Source organism: Spiroplasma ixodetis, from assembly GCF_059729505.1.
In genome coordinates, this window is the sequence record NZ_AP038353.1 from 24,206 (window position 1) to 49,032 (window position 24,827).

Below are 24,827 nucleotides of genomic sequence, written 5' to 3' on the forward strand. Positions count from 1 at the left end.
TACCTTTTTACATTTATAATAAAGTGTTTTAAGTTATTAATTTTAGGTAATGTTTAGTAATCTGTGTAACTTACAAAAATAACTATGTTTAATTAATTCTAGTAAATAAAATTAAATAACTAGAAAGAGTGAGTTACGTATGTCTAAAAAACAAAATATTAATAATAATGATCCAATATCAAAAGCAGTAGATTTATTATTAGAAAATAATGAAGATTTAACAACCGTATTTAAAGAGGGAGGTTTATATAAAGAATTAACAAAAAGATTAGTTGAAAAAATGTTGAATTCTGAAATGCAAAATTATTTAGGATATGAAAAAAATGAACATAATAATAGTGATAATGCTCGCAATGGTATAAATTCAAAAAAATTAATAACCCAACAAGGTAAAATTGAGATTAATGTACCACGAGATCGTAATAGTAATTTTGAGCCAGTAATAGTTGCAAAAAGACAAAGAATATTTGATGGTTTTGATCAACAAGTTCTTTCATTATATGCCAAAGGCATGACTTTATCAGATATTAGAATGCAGTTACAAGAGTTATATCATGGTGCTGATATTAGTGAAAGTGTTATTATTCAAATTACTGATGATGTTATTGATGATGTTAAAGCATGACAAAATCGGCCATTAGAAAGTGTTTATCCGATTGTTTATTTTGATTGTATAGTAGTTAAAGTACGACAAGATAAACGCATTATTAACAAATCAGTTTATATAGCATTAGGAGTTGCTTTAGAAGGTAAAAAAGATTTTTTAGGTTTATTAATTAGTGAAAATGAAGGTTCTAAGTTTTGATTATCTAATTTCACAAAAATGAAAAATCGAGGCTTAAATGATATTCTTATTGCTTGTAGTGACAATTTAACAGGAATGTCAGAAGCAATACAATCAGTTTATCCTAAAACCGAACATCAATTATGCATAGTTCATCAAATTAGAAATAGTTTAAAATATGTTTCATACAAACATAAAAAATCACTAGTTACAGATTTAAAACCAATTTATAGTGCATGTAGTGAAGAAGAAGCAATGCAAGTTTTAGAAACTTTTGAAAGTAAATGAAATAAACAATATCCTCAAATTGCTAAATCGTGATATAAAAATTGAGATAATTTAATGGTTTTTATTAGTTATCCTGCAGAAATCAAAAGAGTGATTTATACAACAAATGCTATTGAATCTGTTAATAGTCAATTACGAAAAGTTATTAGAAATAAAAAAGTTTTTCCAAATGATATGGTAGTTTTCAAAATATTTTACTTAGCAATTGAAAATATAACAAAAAAATGAACAATGCTCATTCAAAATTGAAATACAGCAATTGCTCATTTTATGATAAAATTTGAAGATAGAATTAATCTAAACTAGTAAATTTGTAAAACAAATATACACAGATTATTAAAAAGCCTCTTATTTTACAATTATCTAAACTAAAAATTCCTAACTATTTAGGTTTAAATTTATTAATTTTTAAAATATTAAAGTAAAAGATTTAATTTATTAATTCTTGCTGAATTAATTATAAGCATATTATCAAGTACTTTATCATTATAAATTTTAGCACCATATCCTTTTAAAGATTTAACTAAATGTGATACATCGCTTTCAGCACAAACTCCTTGATTTCAATTTTCTTTTTGATTTATAACTCCTTCTTTATTATTTTTAAAATATTTATATATTTGCTCATCAACTTTATTTTCTTTTAAAAAATCTAATAATTGATAATATTCACCATTAACAAATAATTCATATGCATTTGTTAATTTTTTATTATTTACTTTTCTATTAATAATAAATCCTTTTTTAAGTGCTTTAAATGCATGATGTCTATCAATTACATAAGGAATATTTTCATTTTTAGCAGTAGTTTTAATTCAAGGCGCACCATCACCAATAAATACTAAACTACTTTTAGAATAAATATATTGTAAATCAAGAAATTCATAAATTTTATCAATTAATTCTTGTCTTTTAATTCTTTGACTATTTTTAGTTTTCATATAAGTAATTTTTTTATCTTTTAAAACATTTCTACTTTTAGTAGATTTTTCTAAATCTTTACCTTTATTTGCACTAATTGTACGAATACGATTTTTTTGTTTTTTATTATCAAATAAAGAACTTATAAAACAATCATCCATATTTACAAATAATTTTTCATTTGGTAAAACTACTTTTTTTCTTTTATTTCTTCAATACCTATTACTGCATTTTTTATTAAATTAGTCATATATGTTTTAGAAAAATTAGTATTTTTTATAGTATCTTGTACATCAGATTGTCTTTTACCATTGCCTGAATTTTTTATTATTGTATGCTCTAAACTTGTAAGTGTTCTTTTTCTTTTTTTAATTTTTATATAATCATCTAAAGGATAATAATATTAATTAGTTTCTAATATTAAATAACATCTACGATAAAAATTATTTATTTTACCATATTGAGTATTTGGACTTCTTGGAGCAGTTTTAACATATTTATGCTTAGTTTTATCATATATATTTTGATGTCAAAAATCATCATATGCTTTTAATAGATTTGTAAAATAATTTAAACCATTATTTTTAATTTGATTATCAAGTTCATCATAATTAAGTTCATTGTTAAGAAAATTCATAATATTATTTCCTTTCTTAATTTATGATTTTGATTATAGTAATTTTAGAAATAAAGTTTGGAAATATGATAATTGTAAAATTATATAATTAAATATATATGTTTTAAAATAAGATGATAATATGCCAGCAAAAAGAAAATAATTAGGAAATTATAAAGAAAAGATAAATGAATATTTTAGAGATAATAAAAATGTTCCAACAAGAATGACAAAAACTGGTTTAAATTTAGCATTAGGAATTGATAGAAAATATATATTTGATTGCCGACGCTACCAGACAAAATGACAACAAAATTTCTTGAAAGATTATGATAAAGCATGTCAAAAAAATGCTAATTATTTATTACGAAATGCTATGAAAGACCCAAAATATCAATGAGAATATTTAAGAAAATGTCATCCAGAAGAATTTGATGATTTACAAAATAATTTAGAAGAAAATAACTCAAAAAGTAATATAATTATTAATCTTTGTGAACCAAGAAAAATATAAAATAATGATTAAAAACCTATAATAAATATAGGTTTTTTTCCTTTATTTTAAACGATAAAAATGATATAATATAATAAAGCGATTATGTTATTTTTAACATAAGTTACAAGGGATTATCAAAAAAGCGATTATTAAAAAAGGGAGTATTTTTATGTCTAATTTTGAAGTTAAAGAAAAAAAAGAAACTTATACTTTTGAATAATTACAAGAAACTTTAAAACAACAAAGAAATGTTGTATATGCTCAAGCAAAAGATGAATTTCTTAAAAAAGAATTAGAACCTAAATTAAGTGAATATGAAACAAAAATAAAAGAATATGAAAATAAAATTAATAGTTTTGAAGAGCAACAATTATTTTTTAATATTAAAGATACTAAAAAAGTAAATTTAATTAAAAATTTAATTAGTATTGATAATTATAAATCTTTATCTAAACAAGAAGCATTTAATAAAATAAATGAAGATTATAAAGATTTTTTAATTGATAAAATAGAACCTATTAAACAAGAAAATAAACTTAATTCAAATGATTTTAATCCTAAAACTCTTTTAGATTTACATACAAATAGTATTAATCCAGAAGAATTAGAAAGGAAATTAAATGAAAAAGCAAAAACTACAGGTATTACTGATGTTAATGAATTAGAAAAATTTGTAAATTTAGCAAGAGGAAATGCATTTCAATCTATTAAATAGAAAGAGGATAAAATGGCAATTCCACAAATACCTAAAGCATTTATTATTGGTGGTAATTCTCCTACTGAAAATCCTGTTTTAAGTGTACTTGAAGCACAAGTTCGTGGTGAATTAACTGCTGAATTAAGTACTTTATTTATGAGAAATACTGTTACTGCTGACCAAATAGCAAATATTAGTGGTGTAGCAATGGCAATTTATAGAGCAACTGTTCGTGTATTATGAGGTTCAATATGAGATGAATTTACTGGTACTAAAAGACAAAAAGGAATAGTTAAAACAACAACATTAATTATTGATAAAGAATTAACAATTTATTTTAATATTCCAGAATTTGATATTGAAAGATTTATGACTTCACCAGCAAATGTAGCAACACAAATTGTTTCAAATTGAACAAGTTCATTTATGAGAAATTTAAGAGAAAATTTTGAATTAATATTTTTACAAGGTACAAAAGATTATGCAATTGCTAAATCATTAGTATTACCTTTAAAGTTAAATAAGGCTTTTATCCCTTTATGTACTATTTTTAAATTTTATCACATAAATGGAGATAAAAGCCTATCTAGGAAATTATCCCCACATGTATCTAAATCAAACACAAAATTATAGTTTCAAAACTAGGTATCTTATTGAATTTATATGCAGATTCTTTTGCATATAAATGAATATTGTGTTTTGAAACTTTTATGTGTGTTCGGAAAGTTCGTCGGATGTGTTTTCATGCAGATTCAATCTGGTTTGTGTTTACACCTGTTGATGACACATACCCAACTTCATGATTTACGATTTCATGTTTGTGATAGAAGTTTTTGAAACTTCCATATCCCTTCCAAGAATCCGTAAACAGACAACACCCAGTAGAAATGTGTTTCAATGCAAATCATAAAAGTTTTTTCTCATCTGCTTTTTTTCAATACTTTCACAATTAGTTTGTTGCTGGTTTTCTCATAAACTCCAACAATCAAGGTTTTATTCAACAAGGATCTTCCTTGTTTTTTAAAACCTACATGTGAAAGATACATTTCATTCATCTGTGCTGTGCCATCATCAATGAACCCTGCATCTTGATTCCAAATTCTAGTTCTGATTTCATGACTCATTCTTCAAGCTGTTTTATATGTCACACCCAATTCCCTTGCAACATCTGTTGATGGAATTCCATGTTTGGTGTTTATTCATCTAAAGATGAGATAAAACCAAGATGTCAAAGGTGTTTGTGACTTGTGAAAAATGGTGTCATGAAGAATACTAAATGTTTGATGACATTTCAAACATCTTATTCTTCTCAAATCAGAAACATTCAAACTAGAAGAAGCACACCTGATACATTTCATTACTTTCAACTTCGCTATATATTTCAAACAATCGTTTTCATTTTGAAATATGCTATTGAATTCATTTCAATTCATTTTTTCCTCCACACTAGTACATTTGGGGATAATTTCCTTAAATAATATGACTAAAGAACAAGCATTAAATTCTTATTATACAATTGGAGAAAAAAATAATAAATTAATTAAAAAAGTAGATGATATTACAGTTGGTATTAATAAAGCAGATTTAACTGGTGCTTGTGGTATCGATAGTAGTTTTAATTTAGCAAAAGCATTTACATTATTAAATTATGGACAAATTGTAGCAAATACTTTAGCAACTGGTAAAAGATATACAAATCAAATTATGGGAATGGAATTTTATTAAAGTTTTTATTTAGAACAAGATTTTATTCATGATACTGTTTCTGGTATGCATTTAGAAAAAGATTATAAATTATTAGATTTATTTGGAGTAGTTTATAACCGCTATATGTGAGGTATTCCTATTTCGTTTACAAAAGTAAGAAATAAATTAGATAATGCTACAGATAATATTCGTATTATTGGTAAAGCATTATATTCATTACCAGCAGCAATAAGACCTAATTTAATGTATATAATTCAAGAAAAAATGCCTAAAATATATGAAATTAAAGAATCGAGAGCAAAAAATTATAAAGTTGATGCAACTAATATTAATGCAACATATCAAAGTACTGATTATGATAATATGAATATTTTAAATTTACAAGATGTAATTTATTATAAAAATTTAGGAAAAATTACTATGGCAGGCACTACTCCTACTAATGATGAATTAGAAACTGTAATAGTAAATATTGGTAATAATGGTTATGAAAAAGGTAAAGCAACATTTAATAATATTACATCAACAAGTGCTACTATTTCTGGTAATAAAAATGATTATTATGGAACAGTAAAATTAGAATTTACTAAAAAATAATTATGGAATATATTTATAAATATTTTGATGAAAAAGCACATATTATTATTTATTCACCTAAACCAGAAGATTTAACTACAAGTAATGATATTAGAGCAATTTTATTAGATGAATATCCTAAATTAAGAAATGATTATTTTATAGTAAGTAATGTACATGATAATTTTGCTATATGTGTTGGAGATAATATTCATTGTCAAGGAACAGTTAGAATTCAAATTAAAAAAACTAATCAATTATTAAAAGGAGAAATTAAAAATGCCACAACATGCTGAGACTACACCATTGAATAACTATACTTTATTAAAATTAATTAGAGCCGGTATAAGTCCAATTTGTGCAATGATAGGTACAAGTGCTTATTATGGGCAAGTAATTGCAAATCCAGTATTAGGTTCAATTAATAGTTCTAAAAAAATATTATTAGGTTTAGGAACAATTGGTTTAGCAAATTATAGTAAATTTACTAACTCTTCTATTAATCCCAATCCAACAGAAAATCCAATTACTACAACAACAGTAGACCCTTTTCCACCAGATTTATTATTTAGTAATAATGATAAACAATCTTTTATGGATTGAGATACTTATATTAGTTTAAATACTTATGGTATTTCAAATCTTATTAATGGAATTCTAGAATTAATTCCAAATAGATTTGAAACTATACGTAAAATAGCAAATATGGCAACTGGTGGTTGTTTAATATCTTCTGGAGTTGCTATGGGTATTAATAATGATTTTAATAATGCTTATGCCATTCCAACTATTGTTGCTGGTGCAAGTGAAATTATTCATAATTTATTACCTATGGAAAGAAAATTTGATGTAGAAATGCAAGAAAAAAGTTTTACAAATTAAACAGCACAGTTAATCAATGATAATAGATTTTCAATTAATAGTGAAACAAATAGTCAATATGGTAGTGATAATATGAGCGAAGTACCATTAAATGATGATAATGGTTCATTAACTTGAGATTATAATCATATGAGTTTATAATGTTTCCTTTAATTATTTAATGAATATATTATGCATTAGCAAGTAATGATATTAAATTAGCATTAATAAATGCTTTAAAAAATTATTATAAAAATCAATCATTAAAATCAGTATTTGATAGTGAAAATGTTAATGAAAATGAAATACATCAACCTTATTCATTTTTAAATCCAAATATACTTAAAAAATTAATAAGTATATTAAAACCAAGTGAATTAAGTATACTTCAACATGAAATTAATAAATTTAAAAATCCAATAAATAGTTTTAAAAAATCTATTATGCCAACAGAAATTAGAACAGTTAAAAATTATGTAAATAAATTTAATAATTTATTTAAAGAAAATGAAGAAGAAATACCAGATAATGAATGAGAAGTATTATCAAGTTCATGATTTAAAAAAGGAAGATTTATTGTTGATAATAAAAATTTAAAAATTGGAACTTTAACAACATTATTTCAAAGTGATAATGATAAAAAACAAATATGATATGGTCCTTATACTTATCCAGCATTTCCACAAGAAATATGAATATTAATGACACAAGCAAAAGGTAAAAATGGTACTGGTGCTGGAACTATATTTTGAAAATTTTGAAATAGAAAATGATTACCAAGTGAATTAAGAAAATATGTTAAAAGTGAATTAGCAAAAAAAGGTAAATATTATGGTTCACAAGATACTAGTGTAATTTATCCAAATAATATTAATGTACAAAAAACTATGAATTTTATTAATAGATTAGAAAAGGAATTTTTTAAATTAAAAGAATATAAAACTTTATCTAAAAATGAAATAGGAAGTAATCAATGAAGATATGAAAGAAAACAATTATTAAAAAAATCTTTACATACAAATAAATATATAAAAATTAAAAGAAATTCTAATTTCTATAAAACATGAAAGTAGGTGGTAATTATTATTGAATTAGATACACCAATTAAACCAATTGGTATATGAAATACTATTAATCCATTAAGTAAAGATAATAAAGAATATAAAAGATTAAATAAAATTTGATTTAATAAAAATAGTACTCATATAGATAAAATAAAAATTTTAATATCAAATATTTTAAAAATAACTAGTCATATTAAAGGAGGCTTTTTAATAATCTGTGTATCTTTGTTTTACAAAGTTACTAGTTTATATTAATTCTATCTTCAAATTTTATCATAAAATGAGCAATTGCTGTATTTCAATTTTGAATGAGCATTGTTCATTTTTTTTGTTATATTTTCAATTGCTAAGTAAAATATTTTAAAAACTGCCATATCATTTGGAAAAACTTTTTTATTTCTAATAACTTTTCGTAATTGACTATTAACAGATTCAATAGCATTTGTTGTATAAATCACTCTTTTGATTTCTGCATGATAACTAATAAAAACCATTAAATTATCTCAATTTTTATATCACGATTTAGCAATTTGAGGATATTGTTTATTTCATTTACTTTCAAAAGTTTCTAAATCTTGCATTGCTTGTTCTTCACTACATGCACTATAAATTGGTTTTAAATCTGTAACTAGTGATTTTCTATGTTTGTATGAAACATATTTTAAACTATTTCTAATTTGATGAACTATGCATAATTGATGTTCGGTTTTAGGATAAACTGATTGTATTGCTTCTGACATTCCTGTTAAATTGTCACTACAAGCAATAAGAATATCATTTAAGCCTCGATTTTTCATTTTTGTGAAATTAGATAATCAAAACTTAGAACCTTCATTTTCACTAATTCATAAACCTAAAAAATCTTTTTTACCTTCTAAATCAACTCCTAATGCTATATAAACTGATTTGTTAATAATGCGTTTATCTTGTCGTACTTTAACTACTATACAATCAAAATAAACAATCTGATAAACACTTTCTAATGGCCGATTTTGTCATGCTTTAACATCATCAATAACATCATCAGTAATTTGACTAATAACACTTTCACTAATATCAGCACCATGATATAACTCTTGTAACTGCATTATAATATCTGATAAAGTCATGCCTTTGACATATAATGAAAGAACTTGTTGATCAAAACCATCAAATCTTCTTTGTCTTTTTGCAACTATTACTGGCTCAAAATTACTATTACGATCTCGTGTTACATTAATCTCAATTTTACCTTGTTGGGTTATTAATTTTTTTGAATTTATACCATTGCGAGCATTATCACTATTATTATGTTGATTTTTTTCATATCCTAAATAATTTTGCATTTCAGAATTCAACATTTTTTCAACTAATCTTTTTGTTAATTCTTTATATAAACCTCCCTCTTTAAATACGGTTGTTAAATCCTCAGTATTTTCTAATAATAAATCTACTGCTTTTGATATTGGATCATTATTATTAATATTTTGTTTTTTAGACATACGTAACTCACTATTTCTAGTTATTTAATTTTATTTACTAGAATTAATTAAACATAGTTATTTTTGTAAGTTACACAGATTACTAAACATTACCTATTATTGGTATGTTAATAAAATTATTTTTTACAATAACACCTTGATTAATAACTAAAATACCAATATCACTGGGAATAGGTAATTATACTAATCAATATAATTTTACTTGACCAGACCATTTAATATTAACTTTATTTCCTATGTTTGGTCATATTGGATTAAATTTAGTAACTAAATTAGGTAATTATGGAAAATTAATTAAATATTTATTAATAACTATACCAATTATTATTACAAGTCCTTATTTAATATATCAATATAAATAAATTAAAAAACATAAAAAAGAATGTCATTTATGTAAACAACATTCAAATAAAATCCAATTTGAGGAATAAAAAATGAATTTTTCAATAGAATTAATATCAGCAGTAATAGTAGGAGCAGTTGCTAGCGGAATATGTATTACTTTAGCATTTCTATTATTTGGCAAATCAATTAAAAAATCAAAACAATCAAATTTAGCAAAAGAATTAAAACGTAATAAAGAATTAGAATTTATTACAGAAAATATTAAACAATTAAATACTCATTTACAATTAGAAACTACATCAACTGCAAAATTACTTGATAGTTTTAATGTAGATAAAGAACAAGTAGATAATTTTGTTTTATTACAAAAATCTAAAAAGAAATAATTAACTGAAAAAGATAAACAAAAATCAACTAAATTTAAAATTTAAAGGGTATTTAAACCCTTTAAATACCCTTTATTTTACATTAAGTAGTAAATTATTATGGCTATTAAAGACCCAATTTTATTTATAACAGTTCAAGAATTTAAATCATCTAAATATTTTAATGATTTATTATTTGATAAAGTTACTACTCCAGATAATGAAATTTGATTTGCAATATCTGTAGCAAGTAGTAATATTGATTATTTAAGTGGTTTTACTATTTCAAAAAAATGACCAGAAATAACACCAACTGATTTTACTGATAATATTCAAACAGCAACTACTCATTATGTTAGATTTTTATTAACTAAAGATGTAGATTATTTACGTGGTCAAGGTTCAATTAGTCAAGATGGATTAACTTATAGTGAAACTAATCCAGATGACCCTTATTTTATACCACCAGAAGTATTTAATTGTTTAAGAAAAATTAAAGAATATCCAAATATTAAAGGTTTTAAATTAAAAGATATAGAACCACAAAAAAATAATTGATTTAATAAATTTATTTCAAATTGTGGTGAAGATAGTCCATTAAATGCATATATACCATATAATAATATAAAATCATTAGATTTTAGAACTAAAATTACTATTAGTCATCCACAAAATTTATTAAGACCAATAGTTAATATTGATACTACTGTTATTAAAACAGATATTGATAATTCATTATGAGAAGTTGATAAAGATAATCCTAATTTTATTAAACCAAAAGATGATAAAGGTATTGATGTTAATGGTAAAAGAATAATTGATGTTGGAACTTCTACATTTTTAAGTGATGCTAGTACTAAAGAATATGTTGATAGAAAAATAGATGAAGAATGTTGATATTTAGATACTATTAAACAAAATAAATTAACAGCAGGTAAAAATATTACTATTGATGATGATATTATTAGTGCTAATGGTGGTAGTGGTGAATCATTATGAATAATGGACCCTAATTCTCCTAATATTATTCAACCTAAATAAAAAAGAATTATTACTTCAAATAATACTAGAATTGTTGATATAGGAGACCCTACACAACCACAAGATGCTGTAAATAAAAGATATGTTGATAATAAAATACAACCAATTCCAACTATTCCACAATGAAAAGAAGTTTGAACAAAAGTTAATATAAATCACATTAAATATATTTTTAAAACAAATACTAAATATAAAATTTATTATAATTTTGAAAGTCAAACAAGTATTAAAAAATTTGCTTTTATTTGTAAAGAATTTTTATATGGTGAGTTAAATACTGAGGTTCAAACTTTGGATTGAGATAATATTAATGGTAGAATAATGCTTTCTTTACAAATGAAGAAGGATACAATCGCTATTGTTAGTGACCCTATAAGATATGGTCAACTTTTAAAATTAGAAGAATTACAGGAATAATATTATGAATAAAGAATTTACTTATTTACATGAAATTAGTTATTGATTATTAAATAAAAGTGATTTTACTCATAGTGAATATAATTTAAGTGGAAGTAGATATTCAAGTAAAACATATAGTATTGCTGAAGAATTAGCAATATTATTTGCTATTTCAATTAAAAATAATAAATCAATTGCTATATATTGTTTTAGAAAATTAAATAAAGATATTAATGATTTAGTTAAAGAAATATATAATGCTTTAATAACAATTGGATTAAATGATTATAAAGATTTTAGTCTAAAATATCCAAATAAACAAGCAGATTTTCGTTTTAAAGGTTCAAAATCATTTATTAGAGTTATGGGTGTATATAGTAATAGTAATATAGAATACCTTTAAAAGGGATTTCTAGAAGTGAAATAAAAGGTTTTGATTTAGCAATTGAATGATGTGAAGAAGCAAATGAATTTAGTCAAGCTGAATTTCAAGCAATTACATTTGCATTAGGTAATGCTAAAAAAATAATTAAAATTAGAAGTTGTAATCCAGATAATATTTATCAATATTTTATTGAATATATTAATAAAATAGTACCTTTTAATTTAGAAATTATGAAAACTAATAATGAACAAATTAATTCAGTATTTGATAATAATATATTTAAATTATTTCATTATTCAAATTGAAAAGTAAATGCTCATAATTTAACATTAGATATGATTAATGATTTAGAAGAATTAAAAGTATTAGACCCTATAAAGCACAAAGTTGATATTATGGTGTACCTAGTGTTTTACAAGGTGCTATATTTGCAAGATATTTAGATAAAGTAAATACTAAATTAGATTTTCAAGTAGAAAGATTAACTGGTGGATTAGATATTGGTATGGCAACAAGTTCAAGTGGTCATCCTACTGCTGGAAGTTTATGATTTATTGGTGAAAATGAAAATAGTAGAAGAGCGCATAAAGAAAGTGAATTTTATCATAGTAATGTTACTATGCAATATAAAGATACTGATACTTTAGCAAATGATATTATTAATTATTATTTAAATGAAAGTAAACGTTATATAGCAATGTTATTTGGTTTTATTTGTTATGTTGATTATGGTAATGGTGGATTAGTATTTATTGATGTTTTAAAAAGTTGAGTTAAAAAACGTAATATAACATGATTAAAATTTATAGCAGTAGATAAATCAATTTTATATTTAAATGATAGAATTGATTTTACAACAATTTGTATGCTTAAAAATATTATTAGTTTTAATTGAGAAAAATGTCTACTAAAAGACAATATAGTTTAATGCAATGATTAGATAAAAAGAAATTAGATAGTAATAATAATACTCCTAAAATGTTAGATTTACATGATGATACTTGAGATAGTGATATGTATGCTTTAATGCATGAAATGAAATGATTAATTAATGGTATTAATAATAAATTATTAATTAATAAAAATAAATTTAATGGTGATTAATTATGATAAATACAATGGAATATTTAAGTTGTGATAAAAGTAATTGATATATTGATATACCTATGATTATTGCTCAAAAATCAACTAAATTATGATTAGGTAAAGGTTTTTTTATTTAATTCAAGTAGAAAAGAAATATTAGATTATTTAAATGAAATGAATTTAAAAGATAAATGATTAGAAAAATTTTATAAATTTGGTTTACAAAATAGTTTAATGGGTAAAGTATTTGTTATGATTATAGTTAATGAAGATAATAGTAAATCACTTAAAATATTACCTAATAGTTTTTGTGGTAGAGTTGCTAAATATAATGAACAAGAACAAGCATCAGAATTTTATTTTATTAATGAACAAGCAGATAGTGCAACTTTAACATGAGTAACAATACAAAATGGAAAAGTTAAATATGAAACATATAAAGATATTATTTTAGGTTCTACAATAACAAAATTAAAACCAAATATTATTCCATTAAAAATTTATGAAATTAAAAATCCATTTAATTATATACCTATTTTTGAAATAACAAATTTACCAATAATAAATTTATATGGTAATGCAACTACTTTAAATGCTTATCCAGATTGTACACCAGTATGAGATTTTATTTGAGATTTAAATCGTGTAATTAGACAAAAAAGATTAGAAAGAGAATTAAACGTTACTACTTTATTTGCTGCATTAGATAATGAAACAGTTAAAGAAATGCAAGAAAATGGTAATATTGCAGAAAATCCTAAAAAAGATATGTTTGTTAATGTTGGTAGTGCTGGATATGATAAAAATGGTAATGGCGGTATGCAAATTATTCAAGGTGACCCTAAATTTAATGAATATTGATTAGATTATAATGGTACTGCTAAAGCAATATTTAATGGTGCTGGTTATGATTATGATGAACATGGTAATGATGTTTATACTAATAAAACACAAAGTATGTTTAATAATAAATATGATATGGAAACTACAGAAATAAAAATAGCATTTTATAGTGCTTATTTTTATCGTATATTTTATTTATTACTTATTAGTGAAAATTTATGAAATGGTATTGGAGAAAGACCTTATAGTTTTAAATTTATTCCAATTGCTATGACTGACCAAACAGTACAAGACCAAATTATTAATTCAAGATTAAATAATGGCACAATGACAATAATTTAAGCAATTGGTGAATATGATAATATTGACCAACTTATGGCTGAAAATAAATCAGAAGATATTATTAATGAAAATCAAAAATTAAATAAAGATTTAGGAGGTAATAATAATGAACAGACATCAACAAATACAATTAATGAAACACGCTCACATGAGATTAAAGATGCAACAAATATTAATTAAAAGACAAAGTCATTGAAAAATATTTCCATTTGTTATAAATAATGGTGCAATTCCTTTAACTGAAACTGGTTATAAACCAATTAATAGTAAAATAAGTGATTTTGGTCAATATGAATTAATATTAACTGGTAATACTCCAGTTGTATGTATTTGAAAAAATAGTACAAAAATATATCAAAAAAATAAAGGTAAAATTAATGAAGAAACACATAAAGTTACTGGTCAAGACCGATATTATACAAAACAATATAAAATAGGTGATTATTGAAATGCTTATTTAATTGATGATACAAGTGGTGTTGATTTTAGTAATTTACCAAATAATCAAATATTTAAAACAGTTCAAACTAAAAGACAATATACTTTAGTAATGTTTGAAGAACATATTACAATTGATGATTATTTACAATTTTTTGTTGTATTTAATGATGAAAATGAAAATATTGGTGGTAATAGTTGATAAAAATCAAGATAGACAATTATTATATATTTCAAATGTAACAAATTATTATAGTACTTATAATGGTGCATTTAGTATGCAAGTATTAACTTTTAGTAGTTTAAATGATAGAGTAGTTGCAAGTGGTCAAAATACAATTGATTTTGTACAATATGCAAGTAGGGTAGTAGTTATGCTTTTCCTACTATTCAAGAAGGAAAAGTAACCTTAAATCGTACTTTAATGCGTGATATTGGAGTAAGATATAGTCATAGACAATCATATGAATTAGAATTATTATCAAGTTGTTATTATTATGGAAGACCAATAATTCAAGGACAAGAACCTATTCAACAATGAACTGAAGAAATATTTGAAAGTAAAGTATTTGCTTAAAGAAGATTATTTATTGCTGGTAATAATGAAAAATCTACAACTGATATTAAAAATAATGGTGGTTTACTTGCTGGTATAAATGATAAAATAACAACAAGTAGTCATCCAGAAACTACATTTTATAATATTATGGATGCAAAACCTACTGGATTTACAAATTTTAAAGATTTTAAAGAATGATTAAAAACTTCATTAAATTTTCAAGATAATTTATTTGTAACAAAAGATTTTAAAGGTATGCTTTCTTTTGATAAAGATAAAGCAACAAAAAGTAATGGAACAGCAATTGGTAATGATAAATTCTTTTGAGATTCAGAGTGAAATATAAATAATATCTCTGGTAATTATAATGTAGATATGAGTAGTAATTTTAAATATAAAGACCCAAATACTCATTTAATTATAGGAAGTCCAACTGTAGATTATAGTAAAATAAGTCAAAAATATATGTCTGCTATATTGAATTTTAATTCAGTTGTATTTAGTCTTTTAATTCAAATGCCTTATGATAGTAATCAATGATTACCATTTGCTTTAAGTGATATTCCTTTAATTGGTAAATTATTAAATGCTTTAACATTAGGTATTTTAAGTAGTTGAGTTATTACTCAAAATGTTCAACAATATAAAAAAATGTTATGTTTTAATGGTTTTATGAGTGCATTTTTTACAAGTAATTTAGAAAGTATTATTGGTAATGGTGGATTAATTCCTTTAAATGCATTTACAAATGATAATGATTTTACTATTGGTAAATTATTAGGTGCAAATGTTTCAACAACCGCTATGACAACGAAATTAAGTGATAGAGTATCAGTATATCCATGAGACCCTACTACTGGTCATAAATTAGAAGCAAAAGAACAAATATCAACAGTTGATTTATCACAAAATAAAAATAATAAAGTTTATATTTTAGCAGAAGATACTGAGTTTTTAGATATTGCTTCACCATTTACAAATGAAGATACTGAATGTCAATGAAATCCTACAAGTAATAGTGTAATTGATGGTTCAAATTATGCTTATATTATTGATACAATTGTAACTCAATCATTACATCAAGGTGAAGAAAGACATACATTTTATAGTGATAATCCTTTTACTTATCAAGGTGATTATAATGAAATAGCAGTTGCACAATTTCGTTATAATAATATGGTTTATTTAACTGGTAATGCTTTTAATTGAACAACTTTGTATAAATTAAATCATGATGAATATTCAGAAAGTGAAGAAACTACTTTTAGTTATCCAGCAAAAATATTACCACCAAGTCCTCAAAATATAGCAAAACAAATTGTAATAATTCCAAAAAATCCAAGTATAGAAGTTAATATACCACAAACAGTTATATTTACTCATACACAAGATAAATTAATATGAGATTATAATTCATGAGTAGAAAATATACTTCCTAAAATCAAACCATTAGAAATAAATATTAATTTTAAAGATTATTTAGACCCTACATTATTAATTAATACTTTTAATGATTTAAAGAGATATTATAAAAGCATAGATGTATATTTAAGTTATGAATATGAAACAGAAGAATGATTTAATCTTGAATTAAGTAGTTGTTCTACAACAGAAAACTTTAACCCATCTAAATCTCAAACTTTTGTTTTTTCAAGAGAATTAAAAGAATTAGCAATATACAATCAACCATTAAAGTTAAAACATTATGAAGATAATAAAATAACATATCAAGGATATCATCAAGGATTATATGCTGGATACTGAGGTAACGGTAAAATAGGATTAGAAATTAATAGAAATTAATATAATTTATATAGTATTGAAAATACTTATATGCAATCTAAAATTGATTATTATATTGTTGCACAAAGCATTGAAAATAAAAAAGATACAATTTTTTTGTAAATAATAATAGTAATTTAAAACAAATTTTAAATGTATATAAACTTAATGAAAACTCTACAGAAAAAGAAATAAAAGATAAATTATCTAATACTGTTATTAAAAATTCTAATATTAATGTTTCTAAAAATGGTTCTCCTTATTTTAATATTATTGTAAATTCTTTTTCAGGAAAAATATAAAATAATATTTTTCCACAATCTTAAATAATGTATAATATAAAAGTACTTACTTAAGTAAGTATAATTCATTCTGTATATGATTAGGTTGGCACCTAATTAAAAAGTTACCATATAGGTAACTTTTTTTATTTATATTTTTATAAACTTGTTACATTATTTGTAACAAAATTTGTTTTATTATCAATTGGTAAATGTTGTTCATGATTAATAAAATTGGTAATATTTTTGTTTCATTTTAATGTGTTTTGTAATTCATTGTTTTCTTCTAAATCATCTATAACAGATATTTCTCTTTTCTTTCTATTCTTTTCTACTTTATCATTACTTCATCCTATGAAATGTAAATGATATTTTTCACCTATATTATTTGTTACAAAAGCACTACCATGACCATCAAGTTCAATATTAACTATTGGAAAATTTAGATTATCAAATCTACTAATATCTGGGTTATCTTTAAATACTTGATCACCATTTACAAAATAAACACCATTTTCAGTACCAATATATATTGCTTTGTTAACTACATGATCTTTATCATCAGTATGATTTACTACTTTTACAATATTTACTTTAAAATTATCTTTATCAATTTTTGTGTGACCTCATCCAAACAAATTTAAACGAAATAGTTTTCTTGCATTGTTAATAACGTAAGCACTACCTTTGTGGTCTAAAATTATATCTTTTATTGGAAAATTTAAATTATCAAATCTTTCAGTATATGGATTATCATTATACACTTTATCACTATTTATAAAATAAACACCGTTTTCAGTACCAATATACAATGCTCCTTTAACAATATGACTACCTTCATCAGGTTCTTCATTCATACATTTGATAATATTTACTTTATTTCCAGTATTGATAGTTCCCGTTTTTCTAATACCTCATCTATTATCAAAACCATAATATTTAGTAAAAGTGTAAATTATTCCCATATTATTTGTTACATAAGCGTTTCCATTATTATCTAATATAATATTTTCTACCGGAAAGTTTAATTCTTCAATTTTATCAATTCTTTCTCCATGAATTAAATATACTCCATTATCTGTACCAATATAAATATCTCCTGCTTTTAAATTTAAACCTTTACCACCAACTTTTTCATCTAAAATTTTTATTGTAGTTATTTTTCCTTGAATTTTATCAATTTGTGGTTTTAAATCACAAAATTTTTCATGTCAATAATTATTATTTGTTATTTGTCTTGCTTGTCTTCTATTACAATTATTTAAATTTGGTTTAATAAAATAAGATAATATAATTCTAATATTGCTATGTGCCAGAATATTTGTAAGTTGATTTATTGGCAAAATTAATATTCTTGATAAGAAATTTACAAAATTTTCATCGTCTCTTCTTCTTAAATAGCCAAATTCAGTCAATATATTTCTTGATTCTTGATTTGAATTTGGATTAGGTCTTCTATCATTTGGAGTTGAAAGTAAATCTATTATAAGAGATTGAGTACGAGATTCTTCACTTCAATTAACTAATGTATTGTAAATAGGATTGCGATTATTACGTCCTAAAGTAATATATTGATTATTATTAACTAATTGTTGAATAATATGAGTATGAAGTGATCAAAATCTTAATGATTCTGCAGTAACTAAAATTACATCACCCAAAGATCTAGCTAAATTCCCTAAAGCACCTTCTATCAAAATTCCTTGCTCATTAAAATTATAATTCATACGATTTATCAATTGAAAAAAAGAACCAAAAATATTACTTCAATAAATATTTTCATCGTTTTCACGTATCATATCCCTGTAATCTGGACTAATTCCATTTAACACTGTATTATTTTGTATTCCTTCAATTCGTTCTAAAAGAGGAATTGAACCATCTCTAACAGCTTGTGGTTGCATATTCATATTGATATTTCTAAAATCAAAATGATAATAATTATTATTAACTATAAATCCTTGAAGATATAAATTATCTGTTCTTAAAACTAATTCTAAATTATTTTCAATACTTTGTGTATTTTGTTGTCATCGAATTGCAACTGGTAATCTAAAATAACCATAATTTGATTCAGGATTTAAAGCCAAAATAGTATTATCTTCAAAAATAAAATCAGCATTAACTAATACATTTAGATCTCTAATTCTTGTTAATACTCCTCTATCAACTAATTCATTAATAATAGTTTGAAAACTAGTTTGATATTCTATTCGATTATTTTCATTAATAATTAATTTTTCATTTAATTTAAAAATTTATTTAGATGGTCTTGGATTTGGTGTAACTTGTTTTTTAATTCTTTTTCTTTTTTTATGTCGATGTTTATGTTTACTTGTTTCTAAATCTGTTTGATAAATTGGATTAATATTTTGATTTGTTTCATTTAAATTATATACTTGATAATTACTTATATTTGTAAAACTGTTTAATTCATTTATTGATTCTAAACTAGTGGTATTGTTGTTAGCTCAATCTTTAATCTTTTTATTATCAATTGACTTAGCATTAATACCTTGTGTTTTATCATTAAATAATGGTGCAGTTAATAATCATAATTTAAATCAATAACTTGGATTAAAATATTTCATAATTTTATACCTCTTTTCTCTTTATTTTAAAAAAAAGCTCATATACTTTAAAATAAAGTAATGAGTTAAAAACTTATATTAAGTTTTATAATTTTATTCTACACCATTATTTTTTTTATACTTGTTTAAACTTTTTTATAATATTCTTTTATTTCTTTAACTTTATTTTTAAATTGTTTTTTCTGAAAAAAACACATATTAAAAAATTGTTCTATACTACTTTCTATATCTAAAGTTTTTAAAATAACTAATACTTTACTATTACAATCTTTAACAATACATTTAAGTAATACTTTTTCTTTTTTTTGTTTTTGCATTAATTATTATCCTTTTTACAATTACATAAATTAATTGATATGTTTAATTGTTTTAATTTTTTTAAATTTTCTGATTATTCAATAATTGCATTTTTTGTAAAAATATCCATATCAAATTTTAATTCCATTATTTATTCTCCTTATTTAAATAATATCAACCAATTAATAAACTATCTGTTTCATCATGATTATTAACTGTTATATTTCATTTATTTTCTTTAATAATTTCTTCAGCAACATATATACTTAATTCTTTATCTCAAGGTCTTAATCAAAAAATTGGTGGGTCATAATGTTCATATCATTTCTTTCATTCACTTGGACTTATTAACATATCTTTTGTTAATAATTTATTAAATGTTCCTGCAATAAATTCACGTAAATGTTCTTGAGTTTCATAACCAATACCATTTTTTGAATGAAAAGTACCACGTTCCATTAATAAATCATATTTATTCATATCAATTAAATAACTTATTTGTTTTTGTATTTTTTCTCAATCATAATTATAATTTTTAAAACTATAACTATTTATTCATATTGGTTTTTTATTTTCTCATAATGTAAATCCAGTATTTTTTATTGATGGGTCAATTGAAAGTAAATAATTATTCATAATTTCTATATTCACTTTTATTATTATTTTTTAAATTCTTAAATATTTCACGAATTTCTTTAAATTTATCAAATAATACTTTTAAATAATTTTCACCCATTAATATTAAAAAATCTTTATTATTACTTGGATTTAATCTTTCCATATCTTCTCTTATACATTCATCAAATAAAACTGTATTTGTAATCATATATTTTTCAAAATAATCTAATTGTTTTTCACTTGGTTCTCATTTTTCATTAGACACTTTTATATTATTACTATAACTTTGTTGTTTATTATTATTTGTAATTAAATTAACATTATCATTATCTGGGTCAAGTTCATCTTCACTTAATAAAAGTAAATTCATTAAAAAATATCTATAAGCATAAGTTTCTGCACTACCTTTTGCTTTTGCTATATCTGTATTTTTAGCACAAGCAAGTATATCAAAATATTTTAATTCTTTATCATTATCTAAATCTATAATTGTATATCTTTTAAAATAAGTTATTTCTACTTCTTTAGTATCTAAATAATTTATTTTTCTATCTGTTGTTAATATATATTCATGTGTAATAACAATATTTAATTCTTTACATAATAATTTAAATTTATTAAAAATATCACTTAATAATCAATATTTATAATTTCCAAATTTATTAAAACCATTTTTAGGTGTACTACCAATTTCTAACTATAATTTAAGTATTTTTTTATATAAATTATTCATTATAATCACTCTTTCTATTTATTTATTTATTTATTTATTTATTGCTTTTTTAATTAAACTTCTTATAAATCCATTAATTTTCATATTTTTTTCTTCACAAATTTCTTTTAATTTTTTATAATCTTTTTCAGTAAATCTTAAATGAATAATAATTTGCTTAATCATTAAATCTTCTGGTTTCTTTTTAGGTGCTGCTACCATATTTATTCACTACTTTCTCTTTAACCTTTAATAATTCTTTTATAATCAATAATTACTTGTTCTAATTGATTTACATTTTTATAATTAAAATAATCACAACTAATTTTTAAATCACCATCAACATTAATGTTAATTTCTAAATCTTCATATTTACTATTAAATTCTTCTTGTAATTATTCAAATTTTTCTATTAATTTCATTGCATTTTGTAATTCTAATTGATTCATTTTTACACTCCTTTAAAATTTTCTAATTGTAATTCATTAATATAATATTCATATAAGTAATCTCAATTATTTGATGTTAAATACATATCTTCTTCAATCATGTTATTTATACATTTATTACAATAATATGTATTTTCTAATTCACTAAATCATATATATTTTTCATTATGAATATTACATTTCATTATTTTTACCAATTAATTTATAAAAACATTTATTACAAGTTCTATTTCCATATGATTAATTTTTATGACAAATATCACATGAACCTTTAATTCTATATTATCTACATTCCATAATTATTAATCCCTTTCTATAATTTTTAATATTTCATCTATTTCAATATATTTTTGATTTTTAAGTAATTTTTCATTACATAAATTTTTAATTAATTCTATTTTTTCAACATTTAATAACATATTAATTTCCTTTAATACTTTAAATAAAATATTTTATTATTATGAGTTTATATATCTTTCATTGGCATAACAATATAATTTATTGCTAAATCATTATCGTTATATGGATTATTTATTTTAAAACTTTTCATGCCTTGTTCTCATGTAATGTTATATTTAAAAAATTCTTGATTTTTATCATTTTTAAAAATATAATAACCATTATATTGTTCATAAAATTCACAAGATATTAATTCATTTTCATTTCTAGTAATATTTGGAATATTTTTAATATATTTTAAAATATCACTACCTTTAACACTTTCAATATCTTTTGTAATTAATTTTTTACCTAATTTATAATAAAAATCTTCAATTATTTTTAATGCTATTTTTTTATTTTTTTCATCAATAATAGTATCTTTAATAGGAAATCATGTTTCATATTCACCAATTTCTAATAACATACCTTTAGTTGTTTCTTTAATTTTATTTTTAATATCTAAATTAACATTAATCATTACGTATCCTTTCTATTTATAAGCCTTTTTTATCACCTACAGTGATAAAAAAGGCTTATATACTACTAACTACTTATCTACTATACGTAAGGCTTTGCTACTGTAAGTAGCAAAGCCTTGGAGGTTAGGGGTTCTAGGGGAAGGGAACCAAAAAAATATCAAATTGTAAAAGAGCAACACAAAAATTACTATTGTAATATTCCAGCACAATAGTCTAAATAATTTTTTTATTTAGTTATGTAATAATTAATTACTTTAATAAAGTGCTGGTTTAATAAAATAATTAATTATAATTGTTTAACAATTAAAAAATGAGAGTGTTATCTCTCATTTAAGTTCTTATTAAATCTAACCATTAACTTGATACGCCCTATTAAATAAACTAAAAAATTGTTAATAGAAAAAATATCATAATAAAGGAGTAAAAAAATGATATTTTTTGAAACCCCTAGATTAAAAATTAGATATTGAGAAGATAGTGATTTAGATGAACTTTTTTTATTAAATTCTGATAAAGATGTCATGAAATATTTTTCTAGTACATTATCAAAAGATGATACAGAAAAATATTTTTCGAAAATTAAAAATAATTTTGGCTTTTATCCCTTTATGTACTATTTTTAAATTTTATCACATAAACGGAGATAAAAGCCTATCTAGGAAATTATCCCCACATGTATCTAAATCAAACACAAAATTATAGTTTCAAAACTAGGTATCTTTTTGAATTTATATGCAGTTTCTTTTGCATATAAATGAATATTGTGTTTTGAAACTTTTATGTGTGTTCGAAAAGTTCGTCGGATGTGTTTTCATGCAGATTCAATCTGGTTTGTGTTTACACCTGTTGATGACACATACCTAACTTCATTATTTACGATTTCATGTTTGTGATAGAAGTTTTTGAAACTTCCATATTCTTTCCAAGAATCCGTAAATAGACAACACCCAGTAGAAATGTGTTTCAATGCAAATCATAAAAGGTTTTTCTCATCTGCTTTTTTCAATACTTTCACAATTAGTTTGTTGCTGATTTTCTCATAAACTCCAACAATCAAGGTTTTATTCAACAAGGATCTTCCTTGTTGAATAAAACCTACATGTGAAAGATACATTTCATTCATCTGTGCTGTGCCATCATCAATGAACCCTGCATCTTGATTCCAAATTCTAGTTCTGATTTCATGATTCATTCTTCAAGCTGTTTTATATGTCACACCCAATTCCCTTGCAACATCTGTTGATGGAATTCCATGTTTGGTGTTTATTCATCTAAAGATGAGATAAAACCAAGATGTCAAAGGTGTTTGTGACTTGTGAAAAATGGTGTCATGAAGAATACTAAATGTTTGATGACATTTCAAACATCTTATTTTTCTTAAATCAGAAACATTCAAACTAGAAGAAGCACACCTGATAAATTTCATTACTTTCAACTTCGCTATATATTTCAAACAATCGTTTTCATTTTGAAATATGCTATTGAATTCATTTCAATTCATTTTTTCCTCCACACTAGTACATGCGGGGATAATTTCCATAATTTAAATAATAATGGATTTGGTTTTTATGCTGTTGAATTTAAAAAAGACAATAAATTTATTGGCTTTATTGGCTTTAGCGAATTTGATTTCCTTGATGATTTTAGAGACCATGCATTGAAATTGGTTGGCGTTTTAAAAAAAGTGTTTGAGGTCAAGGAATAGCAACAGAAGCAGCTAAAGAATGTTTAAAATATGCAAAAAAAATTTAAAATTGACTGAAATTTATAGTTTTACTAGTATATTAAATATTAAATCAGAAAATGTAATGAAACGAATAGGTATGAAAAAAATAAAAAAATTTTATCATCCAAAAATAAATAAAAGTAACATTTTAGCAAAA

35 protein-coding genes and 1 pseudogene are annotated in these 24,827 nt (G+C 22.6%); 23 read left to right on the forward strand and 13 right to left on the reverse strand.

The window, feature by feature from the left end; all coding sequences use genetic code 4:
• The first annotated feature begins 139 nt into the window (after positions 1 to 139).
• Positions 140 to 1,378, forward strand: a complete 1,239-nt coding sequence (locus tag AC6I4F_RS00135) for an IS256 family transposase (protein ID WP_497873816.1) — start codon at positions 140 to 142, stop codon at positions 1,376 to 1,378.
• Between the two features lie 110 nt (positions 1,379 to 1,488).
• Here AC6I4F_RS00135 and AC6I4F_RS00140 read toward each other — a convergent pair whose 3' ends face one another.
• Both AC6I4F_RS00140 and AC6I4F_RS00145 read right to left on the reverse strand, forming a co-directional pair.
• The gene (locus AC6I4F_RS00140) at positions 1,489 to 2,154 is read right to left on the reverse strand and encodes an Mbov_0401 family ICE element transposase-like protein (RefSeq protein ID WP_497873817.1); all 666 of its coding nucleotides are present in this window, start codon (positions 2,152 to 2,154) and stop codon (positions 1,489 to 1,491) included.
• 242 nt (positions 2,155 to 2,396) lie between these two features.
• The gene (locus AC6I4F_RS00145; RefSeq protein WP_497873818.1) at positions 2,397 to 2,630 is read right to left on the reverse strand and encodes a hypothetical protein; all 234 of its coding nucleotides are present in this window, start codon (positions 2,628 to 2,630) and stop codon (positions 2,397 to 2,399) included.
• A gap of 205 nt (positions 2,631 to 2,835) precedes the next feature.
• Here AC6I4F_RS00145 and AC6I4F_RS00150 point away from each other — a divergent pair, with 205 nt between their 5' ends.
• Both AC6I4F_RS00150 and AC6I4F_RS00155 read left to right on the forward strand, forming a co-directional pair.
• Positions 2,836 to 3,123 carry a hypothetical protein gene (locus AC6I4F_RS00150; protein WP_497873819.1) on the forward strand — a complete coding sequence of 96 codons (288 nt, stop codon included), beginning with the start codon at positions 2,836 to 2,838 and terminating at the stop codon, positions 3,121 to 3,123.
• A 709-nt stretch (positions 3,124 to 3,832) separates the two neighbouring features.
• Positions 3,833 to 4,435 carry a hypothetical protein gene (locus AC6I4F_RS00155; RefSeq protein WP_497873820.1) on the forward strand — a complete coding sequence of 201 codons (603 nt, stop codon included), beginning with the start codon at positions 3,833 to 3,835 and terminating at the stop codon, positions 4,433 to 4,435.
• Here the strand turns inward: AC6I4F_RS00155 and AC6I4F_RS00160 are convergent.
• On the reverse strand, positions 4,413 to 4,700 hold the full coding sequence (locus tag AC6I4F_RS00160) for a transposase (protein ID WP_497873821.1): 288 nt from the start codon (positions 4,698 to 4,700) through the stop codon (positions 4,413 to 4,415). The genes AC6I4F_RS00155 and AC6I4F_RS00160 overlap by 23 nt on opposite strands.
• A gap of 557 nt (positions 4,701 to 5,257) precedes the next feature.
• On the opposite strand from AC6I4F_RS00160, the gene AC6I4F_RS00165 reads away from it, so the two are divergent.
• From AC6I4F_RS00165 to AC6I4F_RS00190, 6 genes are all read left to right on the forward strand, one after another.
• Positions 5,258 to 5,527 carry a hypothetical protein gene (locus AC6I4F_RS00165; RefSeq protein ID WP_497873822.1) on the forward strand — a complete coding sequence of 90 codons (270 nt, stop codon included), beginning with the start codon at positions 5,258 to 5,260 and terminating at the stop codon, positions 5,525 to 5,527.
• Positions 5,528 to 5,572: 45 nt separating this feature from the next.
• A complete protein-coding gene (locus AC6I4F_RS00170; protein WP_497873823.1) occupies positions 5,573 to 6,106 on the forward strand; it encodes a hypothetical protein in 534 nt (177 codons plus the stop codon).
• A gap of 2 nt (positions 6,107 to 6,108) precedes the next feature.
• Positions 6,109 to 6,399 (forward strand): hypothetical protein, encoded by a 291-nt coding sequence (locus AC6I4F_RS00175; RefSeq protein WP_497873824.1) that lies wholly within the window; start codon positions 6,109 to 6,111, stop codon positions 6,397 to 6,399.
• Complete coding sequence (locus AC6I4F_RS00180) at positions 6,365 to 6,967, forward strand: hypothetical protein (protein WP_497873825.1); 603 nt, start codon at positions 6,365 to 6,367, stop codon at positions 6,965 to 6,967. The genes AC6I4F_RS00175 and AC6I4F_RS00180 overlap by 35 nt, the downstream gene beginning before the upstream one ends.
• Positions 6,968 to 7,389: 422 nt before the next feature.
• Positions 7,390 to 8,019, forward strand: coding sequence for a hypothetical protein (locus AC6I4F_RS00185; RefSeq protein WP_497873826.1), 630 nt, complete (start codon positions 7,390 to 7,392; stop codon positions 8,017 to 8,019).
• Complete coding sequence (locus tag AC6I4F_RS00190; RefSeq protein WP_497873827.1) at positions 8,020 to 8,265, forward strand: hypothetical protein; 246 nt, start codon at positions 8,020 to 8,022, stop codon at positions 8,263 to 8,265.
• Here AC6I4F_RS00190 and AC6I4F_RS00195 read toward each other — a convergent pair.
• A pseudogene (locus AC6I4F_RS00195) lies at positions 8,252 to 9,491 on the reverse strand (IS256 family transposase). The gene AC6I4F_RS00190 and the pseudogene AC6I4F_RS00195 sit on opposite strands and share 14 nt — an antisense overlap.
• Positions 9,492 to 9,595: 104 nt before the next feature.
• Here AC6I4F_RS00195 and AC6I4F_RS00200 point away from each other — a divergent pair.
• From AC6I4F_RS00200 to AC6I4F_RS00265, 14 genes are all read left to right on the forward strand, one after another.
• On the forward strand, positions 9,596 to 9,853 hold the full coding sequence (locus AC6I4F_RS00200; RefSeq protein WP_497873828.1) for a hypothetical protein: 258 nt from the start codon (positions 9,596 to 9,598) through the stop codon (positions 9,851 to 9,853).
• Positions 9,854 to 9,925: 72 nt separating this feature from the next.
• Positions 9,926 to 10,222 (forward strand): hypothetical protein, encoded by a 297-nt coding sequence (locus AC6I4F_RS00205; protein ID WP_497873829.1) that lies wholly within the window; start codon positions 9,926 to 9,928, stop codon positions 10,220 to 10,222.
• Between the two features lie 99 nt (positions 10,223 to 10,321).
• The gene (locus AC6I4F_RS00210; RefSeq protein ID WP_497874801.1) at positions 10,322 to 11,242 is read left to right on the forward strand and encodes a hypothetical protein; all 921 of its coding nucleotides are present in this window, start codon (positions 10,322 to 10,324) and stop codon (positions 11,240 to 11,242) included.
• Positions 11,243 to 11,533: 291 nt separating this feature from the next.
• Positions 11,534 to 11,659 carry a hypothetical protein gene (locus tag AC6I4F_RS00215; RefSeq protein WP_497873576.1) on the forward strand — a complete coding sequence of 42 codons (126 nt, stop codon included), beginning with the start codon at positions 11,534 to 11,536 and terminating at the stop codon, positions 11,657 to 11,659.
• Between the two features lie 4 nt (positions 11,660 to 11,663).
• The gene (locus AC6I4F_RS00220) at positions 11,664 to 12,044 is read left to right on the forward strand and encodes a hypothetical protein (RefSeq protein ID WP_497873831.1); all 381 of its coding nucleotides are present in this window, start codon (positions 11,664 to 11,666) and stop codon (positions 12,042 to 12,044) included.
• A 212-nt stretch (positions 12,045 to 12,256) separates the two neighbouring features.
• Positions 12,257 to 12,469, forward strand: a complete 213-nt coding sequence (locus AC6I4F_RS00225) for a hypothetical protein (RefSeq protein WP_497873832.1) — start codon at positions 12,257 to 12,259, stop codon at positions 12,467 to 12,469.
• A 62-nt stretch (positions 12,470 to 12,531) separates the two neighbouring features.
• A complete protein-coding gene (locus AC6I4F_RS00230) occupies positions 12,532 to 12,954 on the forward strand; it encodes a hypothetical protein (protein WP_497873833.1) in 423 nt (140 codons plus the stop codon).
• On the forward strand, positions 12,954 to 13,130 hold the full coding sequence (locus AC6I4F_RS00235; RefSeq protein WP_497873834.1) for a hypothetical protein: 177 nt from the start codon (positions 12,954 to 12,956) through the stop codon (positions 13,128 to 13,130). Before AC6I4F_RS00230 ends, AC6I4F_RS00235 begins: the two co-directional genes overlap by 1 nt.
• A gap of 156 nt (positions 13,131 to 13,286) precedes the next feature.
• Complete coding sequence (locus tag AC6I4F_RS00240; RefSeq protein WP_497873835.1) at positions 13,287 to 14,297, forward strand: hypothetical protein; 1,011 nt, start codon at positions 13,287 to 13,289, stop codon at positions 14,295 to 14,297.
• Positions 14,298 to 14,330: 33 nt separating this feature from the next.
• Complete coding sequence (locus AC6I4F_RS00245) at positions 14,331 to 14,477, forward strand: hypothetical protein (RefSeq protein ID WP_497873836.1); 147 nt, start codon at positions 14,331 to 14,333, stop codon at positions 14,475 to 14,477.
• Complete coding sequence (locus AC6I4F_RS00250) at positions 14,458 to 14,940, forward strand: hypothetical protein (RefSeq protein WP_497873837.1); 483 nt, start codon at positions 14,458 to 14,460, stop codon at positions 14,938 to 14,940. The genes AC6I4F_RS00245 and AC6I4F_RS00250 overlap by 20 nt, the downstream gene beginning before the upstream one ends.
• Positions 14,924 to 15,142 (forward strand): hypothetical protein, encoded by a 219-nt coding sequence (locus tag AC6I4F_RS00255; protein ID WP_497873838.1) that lies wholly within the window; start codon positions 14,924 to 14,926, stop codon positions 15,140 to 15,142. The genes AC6I4F_RS00250 and AC6I4F_RS00255 overlap by 17 nt, the downstream gene beginning before the upstream one ends.
• 17 nt (positions 15,143 to 15,159) lie before the next feature.
• A complete protein-coding gene (locus AC6I4F_RS00260; RefSeq protein ID WP_497873839.1) occupies positions 15,160 to 15,312 on the forward strand; it encodes a hypothetical protein in 153 nt (50 codons plus the stop codon).
• Between the two features lie 129 nt (positions 15,313 to 15,441).
• Positions 15,442 to 17,097, forward strand: a complete 1,656-nt coding sequence (locus AC6I4F_RS00265) for a hypothetical protein (RefSeq protein ID WP_497873840.1) — start codon at positions 15,442 to 15,444, stop codon at positions 17,095 to 17,097.
• A gap of 418 nt (positions 17,098 to 17,515) precedes the next feature.
• Here the strand turns inward: AC6I4F_RS00265 and AC6I4F_RS00270 are convergent, their stop codons facing one another.
• The 9 genes from AC6I4F_RS00270 to AC6I4F_RS00310 form a co-directional block, all read right to left on the reverse strand.
• Positions 17,516 to 19,447 carry a hypothetical protein gene (locus AC6I4F_RS00270; protein ID WP_497873841.1) on the reverse strand — a complete coding sequence of 644 codons (1,932 nt, stop codon included), beginning with the start codon at positions 19,445 to 19,447 and terminating at the stop codon, positions 17,516 to 17,518.
• Positions 19,448 to 19,615: 168 nt separating this feature from the next.
• Complete coding sequence (locus AC6I4F_RS00275) at positions 19,616 to 19,948, reverse strand: hypothetical protein (RefSeq protein ID WP_497873842.1); 333 nt, start codon at positions 19,946 to 19,948, stop codon at positions 19,616 to 19,618.
• Between the two features lie 125 nt (positions 19,949 to 20,073).
• On the reverse strand, positions 20,074 to 20,265 hold the full coding sequence (locus tag AC6I4F_RS00280; RefSeq protein WP_497873843.1) for a hypothetical protein: 192 nt from the start codon (positions 20,263 to 20,265) through the stop codon (positions 20,074 to 20,076).
• Between the two features lie 127 nt (positions 20,266 to 20,392).
• Positions 20,393 to 20,881 (reverse strand): hypothetical protein, encoded by a 489-nt coding sequence (locus tag AC6I4F_RS00285; protein ID WP_497873844.1) that lies wholly within the window; start codon positions 20,879 to 20,881, stop codon positions 20,393 to 20,395.
• Positions 20,874 to 21,560, reverse strand: a complete 687-nt coding sequence (locus AC6I4F_RS00290; RefSeq protein ID WP_497874632.1) for an ERF family protein — start codon at positions 21,558 to 21,560, stop codon at positions 20,874 to 20,876. Before AC6I4F_RS00290 ends, AC6I4F_RS00285 begins: the two co-directional genes overlap by 8 nt.
• Positions 21,561 to 21,626: 66 nt before the next feature.
• Positions 21,627 to 21,797, reverse strand: a complete 171-nt coding sequence (locus AC6I4F_RS00295; protein WP_497873845.1) for a hypothetical protein — start codon at positions 21,795 to 21,797, stop codon at positions 21,627 to 21,629.
• A gap of 229 nt (positions 21,798 to 22,026) precedes the next feature.
• On the reverse strand, positions 22,027 to 22,209 hold the full coding sequence (locus AC6I4F_RS00300; RefSeq protein WP_497873846.1) for a hypothetical protein: 183 nt from the start codon (positions 22,207 to 22,209) through the stop codon (positions 22,027 to 22,029).
• A 281-nt stretch (positions 22,210 to 22,490) separates the two neighbouring features.
• Positions 22,491 to 22,943 carry a hypothetical protein gene (locus tag AC6I4F_RS00305; protein WP_497873847.1) on the reverse strand — a complete coding sequence of 151 codons (453 nt, stop codon included), beginning with the start codon at positions 22,941 to 22,943 and terminating at the stop codon, positions 22,491 to 22,493.
• A 680-nt stretch (positions 22,944 to 23,623) separates the two neighbouring features.
• Positions 23,624 to 24,484, reverse strand: a complete 861-nt coding sequence (locus AC6I4F_RS00310) for an IS1595 family transposase (RefSeq protein WP_497873848.1) — start codon at positions 24,482 to 24,484, stop codon at positions 23,624 to 23,626.
• Positions 24,485 to 24,827 lie beyond the last annotated feature (343 nt).